The sequence below is a fragment of the Amorphus orientalis genome (assembly GCF_030814015.1).
In the GTDB taxonomy this organism is placed as follows: domain Bacteria; phylum Pseudomonadota; class Alphaproteobacteria; order Rhizobiales; family Amorphaceae; genus Amorphus; species Amorphus orientalis.
Map to the genome: position 1 here is coordinate 448,871 of NZ_JAUSUL010000002.1, position 24,655 is coordinate 473,525.

General features: G+C 66.5%; 19 protein-coding genes. 15 read left to right on the plus strand and 4 right to left on the minus strand.

What is annotated here, in order from left to right; translation table 11 throughout:
• Nucleotides 1-2: 2 nt before the first annotated feature.
• The 4 genes from J2S73_RS09925 to sfsA form a co-directional block, all read right to left on the minus strand.
• Nucleotides 3-1,544, minus strand: a complete 1,542-nt coding sequence (locus J2S73_RS09925) for a circularly permuted type 2 ATP-grasp protein (RefSeq protein ID WP_306886296.1) — start codon at nt 1,542-1,544, stop codon at nt 3-5.
• Nucleotides 1,545-1,680: 136 nt separating this feature from the next.
• Nucleotides 1,681-2,394 carry a RadC family protein gene (gene radC, locus J2S73_RS09930; protein ID WP_306885361.1) on the minus strand — a complete coding sequence of 238 codons (714 nt, stop codon included), beginning with the start codon at nt 2,392-2,394 and terminating at the stop codon, nt 1,681-1,683.
• 17 nt (nt 2,395-2,411) lie between these two features.
• A complete protein-coding gene (gene map / locus J2S73_RS09935; RefSeq protein ID WP_306885362.1) occupies nt 2,412-3,242 on the minus strand; it encodes a type I methionyl aminopeptidase in 831 nt (276 codons plus the stop codon).
• Between the two features lie 62 nt (nt 3,243-3,304).
• Entirely contained in the window at nt 3,305-4,048 is a 744-nt protein-coding gene (gene sfsA / locus J2S73_RS09940; protein WP_306885363.1) for a DNA/RNA nuclease SfsA, read from the minus strand.
• Nucleotides 4,049-4,737: 689 nt separating this feature from the next.
• Between sfsA and proS the strand changes: the two genes are divergently transcribed.
• From proS to fabZ, 15 genes are all read left to right on the plus strand, one after another.
• Nucleotides 4,738-6,066 carry a proline--tRNA ligase gene (gene proS / locus J2S73_RS09945; protein ID WP_306885364.1) on the plus strand — a complete coding sequence of 443 codons (1,329 nt, stop codon included), beginning with the start codon at nt 4,738-4,740 and terminating at the stop codon, nt 6,064-6,066.
• Nucleotides 6,059-7,357 (plus strand): lipoprotein-releasing ABC transporter permease subunit, encoded by a 1,299-nt coding sequence (locus J2S73_RS09950; RefSeq protein WP_306885365.1) that lies wholly within the window; start codon nt 6,059-6,061, stop codon nt 7,355-7,357. The genes proS and J2S73_RS09950 overlap by 8 nt, the downstream gene beginning before the upstream one ends.
• Nucleotides 7,354-8,052, plus strand: a complete 699-nt coding sequence (locus J2S73_RS09955; protein WP_306885366.1) for an ABC transporter ATP-binding protein — start codon at nt 7,354-7,356, stop codon at nt 8,050-8,052. The genes J2S73_RS09950 and J2S73_RS09955 overlap by 4 nt, the downstream gene beginning before the upstream one ends.
• A gap of 438 nt (nt 8,053-8,490) precedes the next feature.
• A complete protein-coding gene (gene dnaE, locus J2S73_RS09960; protein ID WP_306885367.1) occupies nt 8,491-11,937 on the plus strand; it encodes a DNA polymerase III subunit alpha in 3,447 nt (1,148 codons plus the stop codon).
• 472 nt (nt 11,938-12,409) lie between these two features.
• A complete protein-coding gene (gene rpsB / locus J2S73_RS09965; RefSeq protein WP_306885368.1) occupies nt 12,410-13,270 on the plus strand; it encodes a 30S ribosomal protein S2 in 861 nt (286 codons plus the stop codon).
• A 257-nt stretch (nt 13,271-13,527) separates the two neighbouring features.
• Nucleotides 13,528-14,451 carry a translation elongation factor Ts gene (tsf, locus tag J2S73_RS09970; RefSeq protein WP_306885369.1) on the plus strand — a complete coding sequence of 308 codons (924 nt, stop codon included), beginning with the start codon at nt 13,528-13,530 and terminating at the stop codon, nt 14,449-14,451.
• A 181-nt stretch (nt 14,452-14,632) separates the two neighbouring features.
• The gene (gene pyrH / locus J2S73_RS09975) at nt 14,633-15,370 is read left to right on the plus strand and encodes a UMP kinase (RefSeq protein ID WP_306885370.1); all 738 of its coding nucleotides are present in this window, start codon (nt 14,633-14,635) and stop codon (nt 15,368-15,370) included.
• A 40-nt stretch (nt 15,371-15,410) separates the two neighbouring features.
• Nucleotides 15,411-15,974: a ribosome recycling factor gene (gene frr / locus J2S73_RS09980; protein ID WP_306885371.1), complete on the plus strand. Its 564-nt coding sequence runs from the start codon at nt 15,411-15,413 to the stop codon at nt 15,972-15,974.
• A gap of 30 nt (nt 15,975-16,004) precedes the next feature.
• Nucleotides 16,005-16,775 carry an isoprenyl transferase gene (locus J2S73_RS09985; protein WP_306885372.1) on the plus strand — a complete coding sequence of 257 codons (771 nt, stop codon included), beginning with the start codon at nt 16,005-16,007 and terminating at the stop codon, nt 16,773-16,775.
• A 2-nt stretch (nt 16,776-16,777) separates the two neighbouring features.
• Entirely contained in the window at nt 16,778-17,671 is an 894-nt protein-coding gene (locus tag J2S73_RS09990; protein WP_306885373.1) for a phosphatidate cytidylyltransferase, read from the plus strand.
• Nucleotides 17,668-18,864 (plus strand): 1-deoxy-D-xylulose-5-phosphate reductoisomerase, encoded by a 1,197-nt coding sequence (locus tag J2S73_RS09995; RefSeq protein ID WP_306885374.1) that lies wholly within the window; start codon nt 17,668-17,670, stop codon nt 18,862-18,864. Before J2S73_RS09990 ends, J2S73_RS09995 begins: the two co-directional genes overlap by 4 nt.
• A 50-nt stretch (nt 18,865-18,914) precedes the next feature.
• A complete protein-coding gene (rseP, locus tag J2S73_RS10000; RefSeq protein ID WP_306885375.1) occupies nt 18,915-20,051 on the plus strand; it encodes an RIP metalloprotease RseP in 1,137 nt (378 codons plus the stop codon).
• A 424-nt stretch (nt 20,052-20,475) separates the two neighbouring features.
• The gene (gene bamA / locus J2S73_RS10005; protein ID WP_306885376.1) at nt 20,476-22,821 is read left to right on the plus strand and encodes an outer membrane protein assembly factor BamA; all 2,346 of its coding nucleotides are present in this window, start codon (nt 20,476-20,478) and stop codon (nt 22,819-22,821) included.
• Between the two features lie 290 nt (nt 22,822-23,111).
• Entirely contained in the window at nt 23,112-24,194 is a 1,083-nt protein-coding gene (gene lpxD / locus J2S73_RS10010) for a UDP-3-O-(3-hydroxymyristoyl)glucosamine N-acyltransferase (protein WP_306885378.1), read from the plus strand.
• Nucleotides 24,191-24,655 carry a 3-hydroxyacyl-ACP dehydratase FabZ gene (gene fabZ / locus J2S73_RS10015; RefSeq protein ID WP_306885379.1) on the plus strand — a complete coding sequence of 155 codons (465 nt, stop codon included), beginning with the start codon at nt 24,191-24,193 and terminating at the stop codon, nt 24,653-24,655. The genes lpxD and fabZ overlap by 4 nt, the downstream gene beginning before the upstream one ends.

The following is a 24,655-nucleotide window of genomic DNA, read 5'->3' on the forward strand; positions in this document are numbered from 1 at the left end:
TGTCAGCTCTGCCCCTGGCTCTGGCTCTGGGACTGTCCCGAAGGGCCTGTCTGGGTCTGGCTCTGCACCGAGCTGACCTCGGCCGGGCCGGAGGGGGTCCCCGGCGGCGCGTCGGCCCCGGTCGGGTCGTCGAGCACCCAGGTGTCCTTGGTGCCGCCGCCCTGGCTGGAGTTGACCACGAGCGAGCCTTCCCGCAGCGCCACGCGGGTCAGGCCGCCCGGCACGATACGGACCTGGTCGGCGCCCGACAGGACGAAGGGGCGCAGGTCGACGTGGCGGGGCGCGATGCCTTCGCCGACGAAGGTCGGGCAGGTGGAAAGCGCCAGGGTCGGCTGGGCGATGAAGTCGTCCGGCTTGGCCTTGAGCTTCTCGCGGAACGTTTCGATCTGCTCCTTGTCGGCCTTGGGGCCCACCAGCATGCCGTAGCCACCCGACCCGGAGACTTCCTTCACCACGAGTTCCTCAAGATGGTCGAGCACGTAGGCGAGGTGGTCGGGTTCGCGGCACCGCCAAGTCGGCACGTTCTTCAAAATCGGCTCCTGCCCCAGATAGAAGCGGACGATCTCCGGCATGTAAGTGTAGATGGCCTTGTCGTCGGCGACGCCGGTGCCGACCGCGTTGGCCAGCGTGACGTTGCCGGCCCGGTAGGCGGCCATCAGCCCGGGCACGCCCAGGACCGAATCCGGTCGGAAGGCGAGCGGATCGAGGAACTCGTCGTCGAGGCGGCGATAAATCACGTCGACCCGCTTCGGCCCCTGGGTCGTGCGCATGAACACCGTGTTGTCGCGCACGAACAGGTCCCGGCCTTCGACAAGTTCGATGCCGAGCCGGTCGGCCAGGAAGGTGTGCTCGTAATAGGCCGAGTTGAACTGGCCGGGGCTGAGGAGAACCACGGTCGGCTCGCCGCGCGTGGTCGGCGGGGCCAGCGAGCGCAGCGTCTGCAGGAGCTCGTCGGGATAGTTCTCGACCGGTGCGATCCGGTGTTCGGAGAACAGGTCCGGGAACAGCCGCATCATGACCTCCCGGTTCTCCAGCATGTAGGAGACACCGGAGGGTGTGCGCGCATTGTCTTCAAGGACGTAGAAGGTCTCCGAATCGACACGCACGATGTCGATGCCCGAGATCGGCACATAGATCGATCGCGGCACCTTCAGCCCGATCATCTCGGGCCGGAAATAGGGGTTCTGGTAGACCAGATCCGACGGCACGATGCCCGCCTTGAGGATCTCCGCCTGACCGTAGATGTCGGCGAGGAAGGCGTTGAGAGCCCTGACCCGCTGGGTGAGGCCTTCCGACAGGCGCTGCCATTCGCCGATCGTGAGCACGCGCGGGACGACATCGAACGGGATGATGCGCTCCTCCGCCTCGGCCTGGCCGTAGACGGCGAAGGTGATGCCGATCCGACGGAACAGCAGTTCCGCCTCGTGCGAGCGTTGCTTCAGGATTTCGGGGTCGAGCGTGTCGAGCCACGCCTTCACGAGATTGTAGGCGGGCCGGCAACCGTTGCCGGCACTCGTCATTTCATCGAAGGGGGCATCGACCATGTACGCACCGGGCTGGAACAAACTCACCCGATTTAATCGCGTTGCGCCCCCCCTCCGCAAGCCGTGTGACTGATAAGAGTGCAAAAAGAGCAAGATAGAGAAGTTGCACTGAAATTGGGCAGATTGGGCTGCCCGCTCAGTCGATGAGCTTGAGGCCCCGGAAACTGGCATGGCCCTGGCGCCCGACGATGATGTGATCGTGCACGGTGATGCCGAGCGGCGCGGCGATATCGACGATCTGGCGCGTCATCTGGATGTCGGCGCGCGAGGGCGTCGGATCGCCGGAGGGGTGGTTGTGGACGAGGATGATGGCGCTCGCCGACACTTCCAGCGCGCGTTTCACGATCTCGCGGGGATAGACCGGAGTGTGATCGACGGTGCCGGTCTGCTGCAGTTCGTCGGCGATCAGCGCGTTCTTCTTGTCGAGAAACAGGATGCGAAACTGCTCGCGGTCGGAAAACGCCATCGCCGCGCGGCAATAGTCCAGCACCTCGCTCCAGGACGACAGGACGGTCTTGCGCTCCACGCGTCCGCGCGCGAACCGCTGCACGGCGGCGTGCACCACCTTGAGGTCCTGGACGACGCCGGGACCGACCCCGTCGACTTCCAGAAGCCGCCGACGCGGCGCCGACAGGACGTCGGCGAAGGAGCCGAAGCGGGCGATCAGGCGTTTGGCGATGGGTTTGGTGTCCCGGCGGGGGATCGACCGGAACAGGAGGAGTTCGAGAAGCTCGTAGTCGGCCAGTGCTTCGTGGCCGGCCTGCTCGAAGCGGTCGCGGAGCCGCTGTCGGTGGCCCTCCGTTCCCGGAGCCTGCCCGGCGTCGGAAAAACCGTCGGCTTCCTCCCCCATCGAGCCTCCCCGGCCGATCAGGTCCGAAGGACCAGAGACGGGTCGAAACCGCCGGGCGAGAGGGTGAAGATCTCGCGTCCGGTTTCCGTCACGCCGATGGAGTGCTCGTACTGGGCCGACAGCGAGCGGTCCCGCGTCACGGCTGTCCAGCCGTCCGACAGGATCTTCACGTGCGGGCGCCCGAGGTTCACCATGGGTTCGATGGTGAAGATCATGCCGGGCTGCAGGGCGATGCCCTCGCCGGCGCGGCCGTAATGAAGGATGTTGGGCGCGTCGTGGAAGAGCTGGCCGACGCCGTGGCCACAGAAGTCGCGCACGACGGAACAGCGCTCCGATTCCACATAGGTCTGGATCGCTGCGCCGATGTCGCCGGTGGTCGCGCCGGGCTTCACCGCGTCGATGCCGTGCAGCAGCGCCTTGTAGGTCACGTCGAGCAGTCGTTCGGCCGCGCGCTTGATCTGGCCGACCCCGTACATGCGGCTGGAATCGCCGTACCAGCCGTCCACCACATAGGTGACGTCGATGTTGACGATGTCGCCTTCGCGGAGGGGCTTCGACGCGGGAATGCCGTGGCAGACCACATGATTGATCGAGGTGCAGGTCGACTTGCGGTAGCCGCGATAATAGAGCGTCGCCGGAAGCGCATCGTGCTCGAGGCCGAATTCGTAAACGAACCGGTCGATCTCTTCCGTGGTGACGCCCGGCACGACGATATCCGCGAGACGGTCGAGGCACTCCGCGGTCACCTGGCCGGCCTTGCGCATTCCGGCAAAACCGTCCTCGCCGTAAAGACGGATCTGGCCGGTGTTCTTCGGCGGTGCCGTGGCGGCGTCGACATACTCAATCATTCAAGGCTCCGTGGTCGGGTCCGGGACCGAAGTCACTTACATAGCAGTCCCCGCCCGCGATTTCAGCGGGCGCGTTCGCGAATCGTCGCGATGTCGCGGTTCGCGGCAGTGGCGAAGGGGAGGCGGCTGGTCAGCCGGATTTCCGTCAGGGACAGGCTGCAGCCATAGACACAGGCCTCGACGCCGGCTGCCCGCGCGCGTTCGAAGGCCGCCGCATAGGCCGGGTCGATGTCGTCGGCGAGAGCGAACCGGTCGCAGTCTTCGCGTTGCACGACATAGAGCATCACCGCCCGGGCCCCTGTGGCGACCATGGCGGCGAGTTCATCCAGATGCCGGGCACCACGGGCGGTCACGCTGTCGGGAAACTCCGCAAGGCCCGGCGCGCGCATCAGGTGGACGTTCTTGATCTCCACATAACAATCGGGCCGGCCGTCGCCTTCCAGAAGCAGGTCGATGCGGCTCGCCGCGCCGTAGCGGACTTCGCGGCGGACCCGCTCATAGCCGGCCAGCTCCGGAACTTCGTCCGCGGCCAGCGCGGTCTCGACGACCCGGTTGGGATGGCCGGTGTTGATGCCCACCAGGCCACCGTCGACTTGCATCAGCTCCAGCGTGTGCGGCAGCTTGCGGGCCCGGTTGGCGGACAGCGAGAGCCAGACCCGGCTTCCTTCGGCGGTAAGGCCGGTCATCGCGCCGGGATTCGGGCAATGGACGGTGATCTCCGTTCCGTCCTCGAGGCGGACGTCGGCAAGGAAGCGCTTGTAGCGACGCAGGAGGACGGCAGGGATCAGGGGAGCTGGCAGATGCATGTCTCGATCGTGGTCGGGCGGTGACGGCTGGCGGGACGCCGCGACAGGCCCGCGCAAGGCATCCAGATTACACGATTAGCTGCGCGCGGTTGCCGCGAACGGGGCTGGCCAGCGCCTTTTGCCGCATCCGCCGTCCCGTCACAGCCGGCCACCGTCAACGTCCCAGCACCACTCCGACATATTGGATAAAGGGACACAGTGCGGGCCGGTCGTCGACGGATCGGCGGCAGTCGAGTGCGGGCGATGACCTGCCCCGTGCAAGCAAAAAAAAAGCAAGGCTCGCGCCTTGCTGATTAAGTTCCGCGTCCGTCCCCTCTGTGCGACAGGGCCGCTTTTTATCGACCCTGCGCGGCAGCGGCATTTTACCGCGCCAGAAGGGCTTCCTCCCAAGACTCAGACCGCGAAGCCACTCGACAACGATCGATTGCCGTTGCCGATTTCTTTATGAACCCAACATAGCAAGTGTAATCGGGTCTGTCATCATTTTGTGCAATTTGCGCCCAACTTTTTTGCGTTGTGGCGATTTCGCGGGACGTCCGGGCGAGGCGGGACGCGGCGATAGGTCTCATTCGGAAGCCGTCCGGGAGCGTGTGTTCAAAGTCCGCGCGCTGCTGCCGATCCCCCTTGTCATTTGGCTCCCGTAACTGTTCACTCCGCCCGATCCCGCCCCAGAGAAAGCGTCGGCTTAAATGCGTCTGTCCCGCTACTTCCTGCCCATCCTGAAGGAAACCCCGAAAGAGGCGGAAATCGTCTCCCATCGGCTGATGCTGCGCGCCGGCATGATTCGCCAGCAGTCGGCCGGCATCTATTCCTGGCTGCCGTTCGGTAAGGCCGTTCTGGAGAAGGTCGAGCAGATCGTTCGCGAGGAGCAGAATCGCGCCGGCGCCCAGGAAGTGCTGATGCCGACGATCCAGTCGGCCGATCTGTGGATGGAATCCGGCCGCTATGACGACTACGGGCAGGAGATGCTGCGCATCACCGACCGCCACGAGCGGCAGATGCTGTACGGGCCGACCAACGAGGAAATGATCACCGACATCTTCCGGTCCTACGTGCGCAGCTACCGTGAGCTGCCGCTGAACCTCTACCACATCCAGTGGAAGTTCCGGGACGAGGTCCGGCCGCGTTTCGGCGTGATGCGCGGCCGCGAATTCCTGATGAAGGACGCCTATTCGTTCGACATCGATCAGGAGTCGGCGCGGCACGCCTACAACCGGATGTTCGTCGCCTATCTCAGGACCTTCCGCCGGATGGGGCTCACGGCAATTCCGATGCGGGCGGAGACTGGGCCGATCGGCGGCGACCTGTCCCACGAGTTCATTATCCTCGCCTCCACCGGCGAGAGCGCGGTCTATTGCGACAAGGACCTGCTCGACCTGCCGATCCCCGGCGAGGACACGGATTTCCTGTCGGACCTGTCGCCGATCGTGACGGAGTGGACGTCGAAATACGCCGCCACCGACGACATGCACGACGCCGCCGCCTTCGAAAAGCTGCCGGAGGACCGGCAGGTAGCCGCCCGCGGCATCGAGATCGGCCACATCTTCTATTTCGGCACGAAATATTCCGAGCCGATGGGCGCGAAGGTGGCCGGGCCGGACGGCGTCGAGCGGCCGGTTCACATGGGCTCCTACGGGGTCGGCGTGTCGCGCCTGGTCGGGGCGGTGATCGAGGCCAGCCACGACGATGCCGGAATCATCTGGCCTCAGTCGCTGAGCCCGTTCGATGTCGGGCTGATCAACCTCAAGCCGGGCGACCATCAGACCGACATGGCGTGCGAGGCTCTCTATCAGCGGCTGGAGACGGCGGGCGTGAGCGTGCTCTACGACGATCTCGACCAGCGTGCCGGCGCGAAGTTCGCGGCGATGGACCTGATCGGGCTGCCCTGGCAGATGATCGTCGGGCCGCGCGGACTCGCCAACGACGAGGTCGAGGTGAAGCACCGGGCGACCGGCGAACGCCAGACGCTGACGCTGGATGCGGCCGTAAACCGGCTGGTCGAGGCCTGCTGTGGCTGACAGCGCAGGCGCGCCACCCGCCGTGGACGGCTCCGGCAGCATCGGCGCGTTCTCCGCGCTCGAATGGCTGATCGCCGGACGCTATCTGCGCTCCAGGCGGCGCGACACCTTCATCTCGGTCATCGCCGGCTTCTCCTTCCTCGGGATCATGCTGGGCGTTGCGACGCTCATCATCGTGATGGCGGTGATGAACGGCTTCCGTAGCGAGCTGTTCGACAAGATCCTGGGCATCAACGGTCATTTCCAGGTGCAGCCGATCGGCAGCGACCTGACCGACTACGTGCCCGTCGCCCAGCGCATCGACGGGGTAGATGGGGTCGAATTCGCCATCCCCTATGTGGAGGGCCAGGCGCTGGTCTCGGGGCCATCGGCCGCCACCGGCGCGCTGGTTCGCGGCGTGTCGCCCGACGATCTCGAGCGCATGGATCTGATCTCCGGCAATCTCTTTCTCGGTGATCTGACGGGCTTCCGGGAGGGCGGCGGCGTGATCATCGGCTCGCGGCTGGCGGCCAGTCTCGGGGTGACGGTGGAGGATTCCATCCGGCTTCTGACGCCGGAGGGCGACGTCACGCCGTTCGGGATGACGCCGCGATCGGAAACCTTTCCGATCGCCGCGATATTCGAGGTCGGCATGTCGGAGTATGACAGCTCCATTATCTACATGCCGCTTTCCGAGGCGCAGTACTTCTTCAACAAGGACGACACCGTCACGGCGATTGAGGTGTTCGTCGACGATCCGGACCGTGTCGATGCGCTGCGCGACCCGATCCAGGTGGCGGCGGAACGGCAGGTCTATCTGATCGACTGGCGCCAGCGGAACACCACCTTCTTCTCCGCGCTGGAGGTGGAGCGGAACGTCATGTTCCTGATCCTGACGCTGATCGTGCTGGTCGCGGTGCTCAACATCATTTCCGGCCTCACCATGCTGGTGAAGGACAAGGCGCGCGACATCGCGATCCTGAGAACCATGGGGGCGAGCCGGGGAACCGTGCTCAGGATCTTCATCCTGGCCGGGCTCTCGATCGGGGCGGTGGGCACCCTGGCGGGGCTCGCGCTGGGCACGGTCGTGTGTCTCAACATCGAGGAGATCCGGCAGGCCATCTCCTGGCTCACGCGCACGGAGCTGTTCTCGCCCGAACTCTATTTTCTGAGCCGTCTGCCGGCGGAAATGGAGACCGGCGAGACAACGGCCGTGGTGGTGATGGCGCTGGTCCTGTCGTTCCTGGCGACGCTCTATCCGGCCTGGAAGGCGGCCGCCGTCGATCCCGTCGAGGGGTTGCGCAGCGAATGAGGGACACCGGCGCCCATCCGACCGCGGCCCTGCACCTGGCCGGCGTGGAACGCAGCTACCGGGAAGGCGAGGGCAAGCTCGCCGTCCTGCGGGGCGTGGATCTCACGCTCGAACCGGGGGAACTGGTGGCGCTGGTGGCGCCGTCCGGGGCGGGCAAGTCGACGCTCCTGCACATCGCTGCGCTCCTGGAACGGGCCGACAAGGGCAGCGTCTCGGTCGCCGGCGTCGAGACGACCGGGCTCGGCGACGCCGCCCTGACCGAGCTCCGCCGCGCGTCCATCGGCATGATCTACCAGTTCCACCATCTGTTGCCCGACTTCACGGCGCTGGAAAACGTGACCCTGCCGATGCGGCTGGCCGGTGCCGACAAGAAGGTGGCCGATTCCGCCGCCCATGCGCTCCTCAGCGAACTCGACGTCGACCGTCGGGCCGGGCATCGTCCCGGGGAACTCTCCGGCGGCGAACGCCAGCGGGTGGCGATCGCCCGTGCTGTGGCGAATCGCCCGGCGGTGCTTCTCGCCGACGAGCCGACCGGCAACCTGGACCCCGGCACGGCCGAGCACGTGTTCAATGCGTTCGTCCGTCTGGCCCGCTCGACCGGGCTCTCGGCCCTCGTGGCGACCCACAACCACGAGCTGGCGGATCGCATGGACCGCCGCGTGACGCTCGTCGACGGGCGCTGCGAGACGCTCTGATCCGAACCGTCGGGGTTCGATCCTTTCCGAAAACCCTTTTTTAAGCGTGCGGTCCGGCCCCGGCCGGCCGGCGGTTGACGAACGGAACGAAGAGAGAACATAGTCGCATAGAACAAAAAAGGAACGAGGGCGATTCCAGCGCCCGCCCAGCCAGAAAGGACGTCGCCATGATCCGTTTCGCTTACGATCTCACCACGCTCGTCGCGCTCACCCTGTTCGGAGCGACCATGCTCGTGTGGCTCGATGCGCTCACGCGGTTCCAGTGAGCCGACGGTGTCGCGCGCGGTCGGAATCGGCGCATAAGTGGGAGACGTCATTCCGTTTCCGGCGATGGGCTGTGGACGGGCGCCGCGCACGGTCGACGCGGGCGCGTCCGGAGGCCAAAGTCCGGTCGGGGCACTGGGCGTTGCGACACAGCCGGCGGGAGACCACGACGACATGGATGCCACGGACGGACCCGGCTTCGTTCATCTCAGGGTTCACTCGGCGTTCTCGCTGCTCGAGGGCGCGCTGCATCTGAAGGACCTGATCAAGCTCGCCAAGGCGGACAAGCAGCCGGCCGTCGCGATCACCGACACCGGCAATCTGTTCGGCGCGCTGGAGTTCTCGGAAAAGGCGGCGGGCGAGGGGGTCCAGCCGATCGTCGGATGCCAGCTCGCGGTCGCCTTCCTGGAGGAGGACGGGCGGCGCCGGCAGGCGGACACGACGCTGCCGTCGCTGGTGCTGATCGCCGCCGATCCGACCGGCTATGCCAATCTCGTCAAACTGGTTAGCCGCTCGCATCTGGAACCGGTCCCCGGAACCCGGCCGCATGTACCCGCAGACGCGCTTGCCGAACACGCCGCCGGTCTGATCTGCCTGTCGGGCGGGGTCGGGGGACCGATCGGACAGGCGATCCTGCACAGCACGGCCGCCCTGGCGCGGCGCCGGTTCGACTGGCTCGCCGAGACCTTCGGCGACCGCTTCTACTGCGAGCTCCAGCGGCACGGACTGCCGGAGGAGGCGACCTGCGAACCGGTCTTCATCGATTTCGCCTACGACGCCGGCGTTCCGCTGGTGGCCACCAACGAGGCGTTCTTTCCCGCGCGCGGCGACTTCGAGGCCCATGACGCCCTGATCTGCGTGGCCGAAGGCCGCCGGCTGAACGAGGACAACCGGCGCCAGCTCACGCCCGAGCACTATTTCAAGACGCGCTCGGAGATGATGGAGCTGTTCTCCGACATCCCCGAGGCGCTCGCCTCCACGGTCGAGATCGCCCGGCGCTGCATCCAGCGGCCGCTGAAGCACCCGCCGATCCTGCCGCGCTTCGCCACCGGCGATGACGTGGATGCCGCCGAAGCGGAAGCCGCCGAAGCCCAGGCTCTGCGCGACAAGGCGGTTGCCGGGCTGGCGGCCCGGCTGGCTGCCCATGGACCCGCTCCCGGCACCGAAGAGGCCGACTATCACGCCCGCCTGGACCATGAGCTCACCATCATCGAGCGCATGAAATATCCGGGCTACTTCCTGATCGTTGCGGACTTCATCCAGTGGGGCAAGGCGCAGGGGATCCCCGTTGGCCCCGGCCGCGGCTCGGGTGCCGGGTCGCTGGTCGCCTACGCGCTCACGATCACCGACCTTGACCCGCTGCGGTTCGGTCTCCTGTTCGAGCGCTTCCTCAACCCCGAGCGCGTGTCGATGCCGGACTTCGACATCGACTTCTGCCAGGAGCGGCGCGATGAGGTGATCGAATACGTCCAGGACAAGTACGGTCACCAGCAGGTTGCCCAGATCATCACCTTCGGAACGCTGCAGGCGCGCGCCGTGCTGCGCGACGTGGGCCGGGTGCTGGAGCTGCCCTACGGTCAGGTCGACAAGCTGTGCAAGCTGGTGCCGGCGAACCCGGCCAATCCGGTCACGCTCAAGGAAGCGGTGGACGGCGAGCCGAAGCTGCAGGAGGCGCGTGACGAGGAGCCGATCATCGCCACGCTCCTGACCATGGCGATGAAGCTGGAGGGCCTCTACCGGCACGCCTCGACCCATGCCGCGGGTATCGTGATCGGCGACCGGCCGCTCGATGAGCTGGTCCCGATGTACCGCGATCCGCGCTCCGACATGCCGGTCACCCAGTTCAACATGAAATGGGTCGAGCAGGCCGGGCTGGTGAAGTTCGACTTCCTCGGCCTGAAGACGCTGACCGTGATCGACACGGCGGTGAAGCTGATCGCCCAGCGCGGCATCGAGGTCGACCTGGACTCGCTGCCGCTCGACGACGCGCCCACCTACGAGATGCTGGCGCGCGGCGAGACGGTCGGCGTGTTCCAGCTGGAAAGTGCGGGCATGCGCAAGGCCCTGATCGGCATGCGGCCCGACCGGTTCGAGGACCTGATTGCCATCGTGGCGCTCTATCGTCCGGGCCCGATGGACAACATCCCGAGCTACAACCGCCGCAAGCACGGCGAGGAGGAGCCCGACTATCTGCATCCGCTGCTGGAGCCGATCCTGAAGGAGACCTACGGGATCATCATCTACCAGGAGCAGGTGATGCAGATCGCCCAGGTCCTGTCGGGCTATTCGCTCGGCGACGCAGACCTTCTGCGCCGGGCGATGGGCAAGAAGATCAAGGCGGAGATGGACGTCCAGCGCGGCCGGTTCGTGGACGGCGCGGTGGAGCAGGGCGTCAAGAAGTCGGATGCCTCGACGATCTTCGACCTGGTTGCCAAGTTCGCCAACTACGGCTTCAACAAGTCCCACGCCGCCGCCTACGCGCTGGTCGCCTATCACACGGCCTGGCTGAAGGCGAACTACCCCGTCGAGTTCCTGGCGGCGACCATGACGCTCGACATGGGCAACACCGACAAGCTGTCGGATTTCCGGCGCGAAGCGATGCGGCTCGGCATCAAGGTGCTGCCGCCCTCGGTGAACCAGTCGTCGGCGAGCTTCTCGGTCGCCGACGGGGCGATCGTCTATGCGCTCAACGCCATCAAGGGCGTGGGCCGCCCGCTCGTCGACCACATCGTGGCGCTGCGGGAGGAGCGTCCGTTCCGCGACGTGACGGAGTTCGCCCACCGCATCAATCCGAAGATCGCCAACAAGCGCGGGCTGGAATGCCTGGTGACGGCCGGCGCGTTCGACACGCTGGAGCCGAACCGGGCCCGGCTGATGGAAGGACTGGATCGGGTGCTCGGCATCGCCCACCGCAACGCCGACGGGATCGCGTCCGGGCAGAACGACTTCTTCGGCGGCGAGCCACAGCCGGTGGAACTGCCGGACATCCTGCCGTGGGCGCCGGCGGAAACCCTGCAACGCGAATATGCGGCGATCGGCTTCTATCTGTCGGCCCATCCGCTCGACGACTACCGCCAGGTGCTGGAGCGCATGCGCGTGCAGATGTGGTCGACCTTCGTGGAGGCGGTGAAGCGCGGCGCCACGGCCGGCCGTCTGGTCGGTACCGTCACCCAGCGCCAGGAACGGCGGACCCGGTCCGGCAACCGGATGGGCATCGTGCGCATGTCGGACCCGACAGGGCAGTACGAGGCGGTGATCTTCTCCGACGGGCTTGCCCAGTTCCGCGATCTCCTGGAGCCGGGCCAGTCGGTGATCCTGATGGTCCACGCGGAAGAGCGGGAAGAGGGGGTGTCGGCCCGGATCCAGTCCGTCGAGCCGCTGGACGAGGCGGCGCTTCGGCTGAAGCGGTCGCTCCGGGTCTTCCTGCGCGATCCGGCGCCGTTGGAGAGCCTGTCGCGCCATCTTCCGAAGTCCGGCGACGCCGACGTGTCGCTGGTGCTTCTGGTGGACGGCGGACGCCAGGAGGTCGAGGTCAAGCTGCCGGGCCGCTATCAGGTCACGCCGCCGGTCGCCAGCGCCCTGAAGCAGCTTCCGGGCGTGGTGCAGGTGGAGTTTGCCTGAAGCAACGCCAGGAAAAGTGCTCTTGCGGTTTTCCGCCCGGGCGTTGCGAAGAGAGAGACGGATCCCAGCGAAAGTGGGGACCGGTTTCGCGTCCGGCTTTGCGGGAAGGGTGGGTCTTTTCCACTCACGCGAGTTCGCTTCGCTCACCGCTGCGCGGGCGCGGCCTGGTCTCCTTCGTCCCGGTCGCTTCGCTACTCGCCTCTTGACCGGCCGGCGCGGGAGATTTTCGCCCTGGCCCCCGGCTTTCGCCGGGGTGAGCGGACGTCGAGGTGCCCGTCGCTGCGCTGCTCGGCTCTTGAAACGCTTGCCTTGCGGGCGCGAAGCCCCTATATCGCGCACCATTCCACACGCGGGGAACTCCTCGAAGGCGTCACAAGTCGGCGTCCTTGAGGATCCGGTGTCGCTTCGGCCAAGGGCCGGCGGCAGACCCCGCGGAGGCTGAACCGGATCGAACCGAGAGGAGAGGCAAGCCATGGCTCTGCCCGATTTCACTATGCGCCAGCTCCTGGAAGCTGGTGTCCATTTTGGTCACCAGACCCACCGCTGGAACCCGAAGATGGGTCAGTACATCTTCGGCGAGCGCAACAACATTCACATCATCGACCTCGCGCAGACCGTGCCGATGCTCGACCAGGCCCTGAAGGCCGTGTCGGACACCGTCGCCGGCGGCGGACGCGTGCTGATGGTGGGCACCAAGCGTGCCGCGCAGGAGGCCGTTGCCGAATCCGCGCGCCGCTCGGCCCAGTACTACGTGAACGCCCGCTGGCTCGGCGGCATGCTGACCAACTGGAAGACGATCTCCGTCTCCATCCAGCGCCTGCGCAAGCTGGAAGACCTGATCGCTACCGACCCCCAGGGTCTCACCAAGAAAGAGCGGCTCTTCATGGACCGCGAGCGTGAGAAGCTGGAGCGGAACCTCGGCGGCATCAAGGACATGGGCGGCGTCCCGGACCTGGTGTTCATCATCGACACCAACCGCGAGCAGATCGCGGTCCAGGAAGCCCGCCGTCTCGGCATTCCGGTCGCGGCCGTGGTCGATTCCAACTGCGATCCGGACGGCATCACCTATCCGGTCCCGGGCAACGACGACGCGGCCCGCGCCATCACGCTCTACTGCGACCTGATCTCCCGCGCCGCCATCGACGGCCTGTCGCGGGCCCAGGGCTCGATGGGCGTGGACGTCGGCGAGGAGCAGGAGCCGCAGGCTGAGGTGGCTCTGGAAACGCCGGAAGCGGCGCAGCCGGAAGAAGTGTCGCTGGGCGAAGTGAGCAGCGACACGGCACCGGCCGAGGCCGCCGAAGCGCCGGCCGCGGAGACCTCCGAAGCCCGCTGAGCGGGTTCGGGGAAGAACTCGGAACCGGAAGGGTCCTGGCGGCGATCCGTGTGATGCGGTTGCCGCGAGCCTTCCGTTTCGACGATCGCGATCCAAATCTTCTGCGATCGGTCTCGACTTCCCGAGGCCGATCGCGCATGTAACTCGCGCCCGCAACAGGGGCGGACGAGATCCGTCGGGATTGGCCTGCCAAGCCCACCGGTGAATTCCGTCTGCGGCCGCAGCTTTCTTGAAACTCAACTCAGGCGAGGACAGCGATGAGCATTTCCGCTCAAGAGGTCAAAGAGCTCCGCGAGAAGACCGGCGCCGGCATGATGGACTGCAAGCGGGCGCTGACGGAATCCGGCGGCGACATGGAAGCGGCAGTCGACTGGCTGCGCAAGAAAGGTCTTTCCAAGGCCGCGAAGAAGGCCGACCGGGTTGCCGCCGAAGGCCTGATCGGCGTGGCCCAGGGCGACGGCGCGGCTGCGCTGGTCGAGGTCAATTCCGAGACCGACTTCGTGGCCCGCAACGAGACCTTCCAGAAGCTCGTGCGCACCATTGCCACCGAGGCGCTGTCGACGGCGGGTGACCGCGATGCGCTGCTCGCGGCGACGATGCCGGGGGCTGGCCATTCGATCTCCGACGAGATCACCGAATCGATCGCGACCATCGGCGAGAACATGAACCTGCGCCGCGTGGCGGTCCTGTCGGTCTCTCCGGGCGTGGTGGCGACCTATGTCCACAACGCCGTGGCCGACGGTCTCGGCAAGCTCGGCGTGCTGGTCGCGCTGGAGTCGGAAGGCAAGCCGGAGGTCCTCAACGACCTGGGCAAGAAGATCGCCATGCACGTGGCGGCCGTGAACCCGCTGGCGGTTACGCCGGACGAGGTCGATCCGGCCGTCGTCGAGCGCGAGCGGGCGGTCTATTCCGACCAGGCGCGCCAGTCGGGCAAGCCGGAGAATATCATCGAGAAGATGGTCGAAGGCCGGCTGCGCAAGTTCTACGAGGAAGTGGCGCTCCTGAAGCAGAACTTCGTCGTCGATCCGGACAACACCGTCGAGAAGGCGATCGAGGCGGCCCAGGCCGAGGCCGGCGCTCCGATCAAGCTCGTCGCGTTCATGCGCTTCGCGCTAGGCGAGGGCGTGGAGAAGGAAGAATCGGACTTTGCCGCCGAGGTCGCCGCGGCGGCCGGCAACTGATCCGACAATCGCCCGCCGGGGTCACCCGGCGGGCTTTTTTTTGACTGCCCGGCGGTTTTCCGACTGCCAAAGAGTATCGTGGACCCCGGATCATGTCCGGCGCCGAGCCGGGTGACCGCGCGGGGGCCCGAAAGACGAGCCGCTTGCCGGCATGCCGCATCCGAGACAGGACGAGACCCACATGACGACCGAGCTGCCCTGGCGACGCATCCTCCTCAAGCTTTCGGGCGAAGCGCTGACAGGGAATGCCGGGTTCGGTATCGATGCCGAGGTCACCGGGCGGATCGCCGACGAGATCGGCGACGTCGTCGCGCGCGGCGGCCAGGTGGGTGTCGTGGTGGGCGGCGGCAATTTCGTGCGCGGCTCCCAGATCGCGGCCAGCGGTCTCGACCGGGTCAGCGGTGACCACATGGGCATGCTGGCGACGGTGATGAACGCGCTCGCCCTCAGCGCCGCGCTTGCGGTGCGCGACGTTCCTTCCCGGGTCCTGTCCGCCCTCGCCGTGCCGGCCGTCTGCGAGACCTTCACCCAGCGCGCCGCGCTCGCCAGTTTCGAGGCGGGGCAGGTGGTGCTGTTTGCGGGCGGAACCGGCAACCCCTACTTCACGACGGATACCGGCGCCGTGCTGCGGGCCGTCGAGATGGGCTGCGACGTGGTGATGAAGGGGACGCAGGTCGATGGCGTCTATTCCGCCGATCCGAAGACCGATCCGTCGGCCACCCGCTACGACCACCTGACCCACCGCGAAGTGCTGGCCAACGGGCTGTCGGTCATGGACGCGACGGCAATCGCCCTTGCTCGGGACAACCGGATTCCGGTAATCGTTTTTTCAATAGGTGAGCCGGGGGAATTCGTGGCCGTCGCATCCGGCAATGGCCGCGCCACCCTCGTCACCGTCGACGACGCGCCTGCCGCGTAGTCACGCGCTCGCCGCGGGCCCTATCCGAAAAGAGGAAAGAATGGCGGATTCCGCGCTCGATCTCGACGACCTGAAACGCCGCATGAAAGGTGCGGTGAATTCCCTGAAGCATGATCTCGCGGGGCTGCGCACCGGGCGCGCCTCCAGCAGCATGCTGGATCCGATCACGGTCGATGTGTACGGCAGCCACATGCCGCTGAACCAGGTGGCGACCATTTCCGTTCCCGAACCGCGGCTGATTTCGGTTCAGGTCTGGGACCGGTCCGTCGCCGGCGCCGTGGAGAAGGCGATCCGCGAGTCGTCGCTCGGCCTCAATCCGGTGGTCGAGGGACAGCTTATGCGGATCCCGATCCCGGAGCTGAACGAGGAACGCCGTCAGGAACTCGTTCGCGTCGCCCACAAATACGCCGAGCAGGCGAAGGTCTCCGTCCGCCATGTCCGTCGTGACGGCATGGAGGAGGTCAAGCTTCTGGAGAAGGAGGGTGAGATCGGTCAGGACGACAGCCGGACCTATTCCGACCAGGTCCAGAAGCTGACCGATGAGACCGTCGCGGAGATCGATCAGGTCCTGCATCAGAAGGAACAGGAGATCATGCAGGTCTAGGCTCGCCGGACCTGCAAGCGAGGCCCCTTTATGAGCGCCCTTGGAGAAGCGCAGCTTCGCCAGCGTCCCGCGACCGACGCCGCTGCGGTGCCGGCGCATGTCGGTATCATCATGGACGGCAATGGTCGCTGGGCCGAGGCGCGGGGACTGCCGCGTGCGGCCGGCCATCGCAAGGGTGTCGAGGCGCTCAGGCGCGCGGTCCGGCACGCCGGTGAACTGGGCGTGCGCTATCTGACCGTGTTCAGCTTCTCCTCGGAGAACTGGTCGCGCCCGGCGCAGGAGATCGCGAGCCTGATGGCGCTGTTGCGGCGCTTCATCCAGGAGGATCTCAGGGAGCTCCACCAGGCCAACGTCCGCGTCCGTCCGATCGGCCGGCGGGACAACCTGTCGCCGGAGATCGAGTCTCTGCTGCGCAACGCCGAGGACACCACCCGGGGCAACACCGGGATGACGCTGTTCGTCGCCTTCAATTACGGCGGACGCGACGAGATCGTGCGGGCCTGCCAGGCGATCGCCCGGGGCGTTCAGACCGGCGCGGTCTCGCCCGACGCGATCGATGAGGACATGATCGCCGCCCATCTCGATACCGCGGGCGTGCCGGATCCGGACATGATCATCCGCACTAGCGGCGAGTGCCGGCTGTCGAACTTCACCATGTGGCAGGCGGCTTATTCGGAGTTCGTGTTCGTTCCGGTCCACTGGCCCGATTTCGACGAGGCCGCCCTCGATTCCGCCATCGCGGAGTTCCGCAACCGGAGCCGGCGGTTCGGCAGCGTCGCCGCGGACGCCGGCGGCGGCTGAGGGTGGCGCGGGACGTGGCGATCGAGCACGGCAGGCCGAAGCATCGCCACGCGGAGCTGGCGCAACGGGTCCTCTCGGCGGCCGTTCTGGTGCCCGGCGCCCTCGTGCTTGCCTGGGCGGGGGAGGCCTACTTCACCGCCGGTCTGATTCTGCTGGGCGCCGTGGTTATCGCGGAATGGTTCCGCATGATCTCCGTTCCGCTCTCCTCGATCGCGTTCGCGGTTGCGCTGGCGGTGCTGGTTGCGGCCAGCATCGGGGCCGACTATCGCGGGGCCGGTTTCGCCGCCCTCGTTCTGATCGTCGGTTCCGTCCTAACGGCCGCAGCCGTGACCGCCGTTGCCGCAGCCGGACGGACCCGCCGCAGCGTCCGATTCTGGGCAGCCGGGGGGCTGGCCTATGCGGGTTTCGGCACGGTCTCCTTCATAGCGCTGCGCCACGGCGACGACGGATTCGCCGCGATCCTCTTCGTGTTCGCGGTGAGCTGGGCGACCGATGTCTTCGCTTACTTCGTCGGCCGCACCATCGGCGGGCCGAAGCTGTGGCCGGCCGTCTCGCCGAAGAAGACTTGGTCAGGCGCGATCGGCGGGGCGGTGGCCGCGGCGGCGGCCGGCGCGCTGCTCGCGCTGGGGCTGTCACTGCCGCTGACGCTCATCGGCGTTCTGATCTTCTGTGCCCTGTCGGCCATCGCGCAGCTGGGCGACCTCTTCGAATCGGGTGCCAAGCGGCGCTTCGGGATCAAGGATTCCAGCCGCCTGATTCCCGGCCACGGCGGACTGATGGATCGCGTGGACGGTCTGCTTGCCGCCGGCGTCCTCGCGCTGGTGATCGGGTCCCTGGTCCATGGCCCGCTTGAGCCGGCCGTCGGTGTGCTGACGGCGATCGGAGCTTTCCAATGACGCAATCCAGTTCCCCTCAGAGGGTCGTGGTCCTCGGTGCGACAGGCTCCATCGGGGCGGCGACGCTCGACGTGATCGCCCGCAGCCCGGACCGCTTCGAACTGGTCGGAATAGCCGCGAACCGCAGCGTGTCCGCTCTTGCCGATCTCTGCCGGACCCACAGGCCGAGCCGAGCCGTCGTCGCCGACGCGGCGAAGGGAGAGGAACTCAAGGAGGTGCTGTCCGGCTCGGGTATCAAGGTGGGGGCCGGCGAGGACGCCCTTGTCGAACTGGCGACGATGCCGGCCGATATCGTGGTCGCCGCGATCAGCGGTGCCGCAGGCCTGGCCCCCACGGTCGCGGCCATCCGGCGCGGTGGACGGGTCGCGATCGCCAACAAGGAATGCCTGGTGACGGCGGGCACGCTGGTCATGGAGGAGGCGCGCCGGGCGGGTGCGACCATCCTTCCGGTCGATTCGGAACACAACGCCATCTTTCAGGTGTTCGAGGACACCGCGGCCGAGGCTGTGGCCGAAGTGGTGCTGACGGCGTCCGGCGGGCCGTTCCGGACCTGGTCGAAGGCCGATATGGCAGCGGCGCGGCCGGAACAGGCCCTGAAGCATCCCAACTGGTCGATGGGCGCGAAGATCACGATCGATTCGGCGACGATGATGAACAAGGGCCTCGAGCTGATCGAGGCGTTCCACCTGTTCCCGATAACGGCCGATCAGCTCTCGGTGGTCGTTCACCCGCAGTCGATCATCCACGGCATGGTGCGCTATGTGGACGGCTCGTGTCTGGCGCAGCTCGGGACCCCGGACATGCGCACCCCGATCTCCAATTGCCTCAGCTGGCCCGCCCGCGGGCCGGCGGGTGTCGAGCCGCTCGACCTGGTGAAGGTCGGCAGTCTCAGCTTCGAGGCGCCGGATGTGGACCGGTTCCAGTGCCTGGCGCTGGCGCAGGCGGCGCTTCGACGCGGGGAGGGGGCGCCGACGGCCCTCAATGCCGCCAACGAGGTCGCCGTGGCGGCGTTCCTGGATGGACGGATCGGCTTCCTGGAGATCGCTGCGACGATCGAGAGGGTTCTTAATTGCGCCGAACGTGACCATATGTTGGTCGAACCGAAAAGCCTCGACGATGTCGCCGGCCTGGACGCCTATGCGCGGCGGGTCGGAACGGATGCGATCGCAGGCATGGCCGGGACGGGCGCCTGACGCCACGGACCGGGCCGCACACAGACACGCACGGGATTCAGAGAGCGGCGATGGAGTTAATCAGCGGATTCGGCGGGACCATCCTGTCCTACATCATCCCCTTCCTGTTCGTGCTGACGATCGTCGTCTTCTTCCACGAGCTGGGCCATTTCCTGGTGGCCCGCTGGTGCGGTGTCGCCGTGCGGACGTTCTCCATCGGCTTCGGCCCGGAGCTGTTCGGATGGGAGGACCGCCAGGGTACGCGATGGCGGGTGGCGGCGGTTCCGCTCGGCGGCTATGTCCGCTTCGCCGGCGACGAGAATGCCGCCAGCGTTCCCGACCACGCGGAAATCGCCCGCATGTCACCGGAAGAACGCGAAGGCAGCTTCTTCCTGAAGCCGGTGTGGCAACGGGCTGCCATCGTGGCGGCCGGACCGTTTGCCAACTTCATCCTCGCCATCGCCATCTTCACGGTGCTGTTCGTCACCTTCGGGCGCCCGATCACCCAGGCGCGGGTGGACGAGGTGCAGCCGGAGTCGCCGGCAGCCGTCGCCGGCTTCGAGCCCGGTGACGTCATCGTTGCCATCGACGGACAGACGGTGGAGGCGTTCTCCGACGTCCAGCGAGCCGTCTCCGGCAGCGGCGAAAGCGCGCTCACCTTCACCGTTGAGCGTGGCGGCGAGCGCATCGATCTGACGGCCACGCCGGAATTCCGGGAGGTCGCCGACGGATTCGGAGGCACGCACCGCATTGGCGTGCTCGGGATACGCCGGGCGAGCGACGCCAGCCAGGTGGAGACCAAGACCTATTCGCTGCCGGCCGCCTTCACCGCCGGAGTGGGGGAGACCTGGTTCATCGTGGACCGGACGGTGTCCTACATATCCGGCGTGGTGACCGGGCGGGAATCGCCCGATCAGCTCGGCGGTCCCATCCGGGTCGCGCAGGTCTCGGGGCAGGTGGCGAGCATCGGGATCGTCGCCCTCATAAACCTCGCCGCGATCCTTTCGGTCTCGATCGGCCTGATCAACCTTCTGCCGATTCCCATGCTCGACGGCGGCCATCTGGTCTTCTACGGAATCGAGGCGGCGCGCGGCCGACCGTTGTCGGAACGGTCCCAGGACATCGGATTCCGGATCGGGTTGGCGCTGGTTCTGATGCTGATGGTCTTCGCGACATTCAACGACATAAGACAGATCGCCGGGTCCTGACCGGAGCCGGCGAATCCGGGTCTCGCGCAGCGGCCGCGCATGTTCGGTCGCGGCGGATAAGCGCCGGCGGTGGTCCAGTCGGCGGGCGGAGAATCGTCCGTCCGGTAGGTCAATCGCTCCCAGGCGACCGAAAAATTGCCCATTAAGATTAAAATCCGCCTAACGGGCGCGTATTGCCCGCCAGGTTGGTCCTCCCGCGGCGCGCAAAGCCCGGCTCAGCGGGCAATTTCTTAACGAGCGTGGCACCCGGGACACGGTTGCCGGTGAATCTCGGCAACGCCCCCGGCGGCCGGCTTGCCTCTGCGCCAAAAGCCTGCAATACCAAGCGCAATCGCTTTTCGTTACGCGTATCGGCGCCGCTCCCAGGCGGCGGTAAATGCGGAGCACAAAGGGCCAATCCCCCGCAATGCACGCTGGTTCCGTCTTGATCAGAAAGCTCGCCCTCGCCATCACGCTGTTTGCTGTGGCGTCCGTGGCCATCCCGACCTTCGCGTTCCTGTCGGCCTCGCCGGCCGAGGCAGCGGTCGTCCGTTCGATATCGGTGCAGGGCAACACCCGCGTCGATCCGGAGACCGTCCGCGCGTACCTGACCATCAAGCCGGGTGAGTCGTTCGGCCCGAGCGACATCGACGAGTCGATCGCGTCGCTGTTCGCCACCGGCCTGTTCGCCGACGTGCAGATCGTCCAGCGCGGCTCCAGCCTGGTCGTCACGGTTCAGGAAAACCCGATCATCAACCGGGTGAACTTCGAGGGCAATCGCGGCCTGTCCGACGAGACGCTGGCCGGCGTGGTCCAGTCGAAGGAGCGCTCCGTGCTGACGACCGCGCGCGTCCAGAGCGACGTCGAGCGGATTCTCGAGACCTATCGTCGTCGCGGCAATTATCAGGCCAGCGTCGAGCCGAAGACCATCGACCTGCAGCAGAACCGGGTCGACCTCGTGTTCGAGATCGACGAGGGCGGCAAGACCCAGGTCGCCCGCATCACCTTCATCGGCAACGAGCACTTTTCCGACGGCCGTCTGCGCGACGTCATCAAGACGCGCCAGTCCGGCTATCTCGGCTGGCTGCGCACCACCGACACCTATGATCCGGACCGCTTCGCCGCCGACCAGGAACTGATCCGCCGCTTCTATTACGACCACGGCTATGCCGACTTCCGGATCATCTCGTCGGTTGCCGATTTCGACCGCGAGCGGAACACCTTCTTCATCACCTACACCGTCGAGGAAGGTCCGCAGTATCGGTTCGGGGAGATCGAGGTCGACACCACGCTCAGCAATCTCGACCCCGAGCAGCTGCGCCGCCGCGTCGAGACCCGGTCCGGCCGGGTCTACTCCTCCGAGCTGGTCGAGAAGTCGCTCGAGAACCTGACCATCGAAGCCGCGAAGCAGGGCTACGCGTTTGCCCAGGTGCGTCCGCGCGGCCGCCGCGACTTCGACGAGCACACGATCTCCATCGACTATCAGGTCGACGAGGGGCCGCGTGCCTATGTCGAGCGCATCAACATCATCGGCAATACCTCGACCCGGGATTACGTCATCCGCCGCGAGTTCGATCTCGTCGAGGGCGACGCCTACAACCGGATCCTGGTGGATCGCGCCGAGCGCCGCCTGAACGATCTCGGCTTCTTCGAGACCGTCCGCATCACCACCGAGCCGGGCTCGGCGCCCGACCGGGTGATCGTGAACGTGTTCGTCGAGGAGAAGCCCACGGGCAAGGTGTCCTTCGGCGTCGGCTATTCGACCTCGGACGGTGTCATCGGCGACGTCTCCATCGAAGAGCGCAACTTCCTCGGCCGCGGACAGTACGTGAAGTTCCTCGTCGGCGGCGGTTCGGACACGACCAACATCGAGTTCTCGTTCACCGAGCCGTTCTTCCTCGGCCGGCGGATCTCGGCGGGCTTCGACGTCTACAACCGGACGAACGACGCCGACTCGACCCAGTCCTACGATCAGACGCTGACCGGCGGCGCGCTGCGCTTCGGCTTCCCGCTGAACGACGACACCACGCTGCAGCCGTTCTACCGCCTCTACGACCGTGACATCTCGATCCCGGACTTCACGACGGAAGCGAACTGCATCCAGAACCAGAACTACATCTCGGATGCGGTCTGTCAGACCCAGGGCTCGACGGTGACCTCGCTGGTCGGCGCGTCGCTGATCTACAACACCCTCGACAACACCAACTTCCCGCGGGACGGCATCTTCGCCAAGTTCACCCAGGAAGTGGCCGGCCTCGGCGGTGACACCCACTTCTCGCGCACCAGCGGCGAAGCCCGCTTCTACAAGGAAGTCATCCCGGCCTGGGGCGTTGTCGGCGTGATCCGCGGCGAAGGCGGCATGATCAAGTCGATCGGCGACGACGGTCTCGATCTGCAGGACCAGTACTTCGTCGGCGGCTCGGTGATCCGCGGCTTCGAGACCTCCGGTATCGGTCCCCGCGACGCCTCGACCGGTGACTCGCTGGGCGGCCAGTACTACATCGCCGGTACCGCCGAAGCGACGTTCCCGCTGCCGCTGATTCCCCAGGAGATCGGCTTCTCGGGTGCCGTGTTCACCGACGCGGGTTCGCTCTGGGCGGCAGACCCCGAAGCGGTTCCGAGCGGCGTCACGGTCGAATCCGACGACTTCGAGCTGCGCTGGACCGCCGGCTTCGGTATCCTCTGGAAATCGCCGCTGGGTCCGCTTCGTGCCGACTTCGCCTGGCCGATCGTCATGAACGACGCGGACGAGACCCAGATCTTCCGGATCGGCGGCGGCACCCGGTTCTAGCAACCGGGACGCGGGCCGGCTGGACCGTCGGGTCAAGCCGGCGCGATCCGAGACGACTGCGAATTCGGGTGCGTCCGGCCCATGGTCGGGCGCCCTTTTTGCGAACCGGGCCTTTCCGGACACGCCGGCTGACCCTCGCATATGATGGGCGGCTCCCGTTCCAGGCGCCCGACCCCGTTCCCTGCCGACAGGGTTGTCGCGGCAGGGACCGGCGCCAGGCTTACCGTCCGCATGTGGGTCGTCGACGGCTGGAAGCGGACGGCCCCACTCCAGCGGAGGCTTCAGCCCCCATGTCCGATCCCTCTTTCTTCGCGCCGCCGGTTCCGCTTTCGCTGGATGAGGTCGCATCGCTGACGGGTGCCGTCCTGGTGCGCGGGGACGCTCAGGCGACGGTTTCCGGCGTCGCGGCGCTCGACCGGGCGGGGACGGGCGATCTCTCCTTCGTCGAGGACAAGGCCTACTGGCCGAAGCTGGCTGAAAGCCAGGCCGTGGCGGTCGTCTGCCGCGAGGCGGACGTCCCGCATGTGCCCGAACGCATGGCCGTGCTGACGGCGGGGGCGCCTTATCGTGCGTTTGCGGCCGTGGCGGGCAAGCTGTTTCCCGCGGCCGTGTCGCTGCCGGCGATGACGGGCGTAGACGGGATTTCCCCATTCGCCCACGTCGACGAGACCGCAGAGCTGGAGCCGGGCGTGATCGTCGAGCCGGGGGCGGTTGTCGGTCCGCACGTGCAGATCGGATCCGGAACGGTGATCGGCCCCAATGCGGTGATCGCTCAGAGCTGTCGGATCGGTCGAAACTGTCGGATAGGGGCTGGATCCGTGCTTCAGTTTTCGCTCATCGGTGACCGGGTGATCCTGCATCCGGGCGTCAAGCTGGGCCAGGACGGCTTCGGTTATTCGATGGGCATGAAGCACATGAAGATCCCGCAGCTCGGCCGGTTGATCGTGCAGGACGACGTCGAGATCGGTGCCAACACCACGATCGATCGCGGCTCGCTGCGCGACACGGTGATCGGTGAAGGCAGCAAGATCGACAATCTCGTTCAGATCGGCCACAACGTGGTGATCGGGCGTCATTGCGTGATCGTTGCGGAAGTCGGCATCTCCGGCAGCGCGGAGCTCGGCGACTACGTGGTCCTCGGCGGCGGTGCGGCGGTCGGTGAGCACATCAAGATCGGCACCGGTGCCCAGATCGCGGGGACCAGCGCGGTCAATGACGACGTGCCGGCCGGCGAGCGGTGGCTCGGGCATCCGGCGGTGCCGTTTCGGCGGTGGATGCGCGAGCGGATGGCGGTGCGCGCTCTTGCCAACAAGCGCGGCTCCGGTGCACGAAAAGAAGATGGAAAGACATCGGGTGAGGAGACGGCCGAATGAATGAGCCGATTGAGGGAGCAACGCTTGAGGCCGCGGACATCTTGCAGGTCCTCGCGCTGTTGCCTCATCGCTACCCCTTTCTGATGGTCGATCGCATCGTTCAGATGAAAGGGGACGAGTTCGGGATCGGCATCAAGAACGTCACCTACAACGAGCCGCACTTCCAGGGGCATTTTCCGGGTCAGCCGGTGATGCCGGGTGTGCTGATCGTGGAGGGAATGGCCCAGACGGCCGGCGCCCTGTGCGTGGCCGCACGCGGCTCGAACAAGCCGAAGGTGGTCTATTTCATGACCATCGACCGGGCCAAGTTCCGCAAGCCGGTCGTGCCGGGCGATGTGCTCGAATATCACGTGACCAAGATCAAGAACCGGCAGAACATCTGGAAATTCTCCGCCGTAGGCATGGTCGGGGACACCAAGGTCGCAGAGGCGGAAATCTCCGCCATGATCATCGACGGGTAA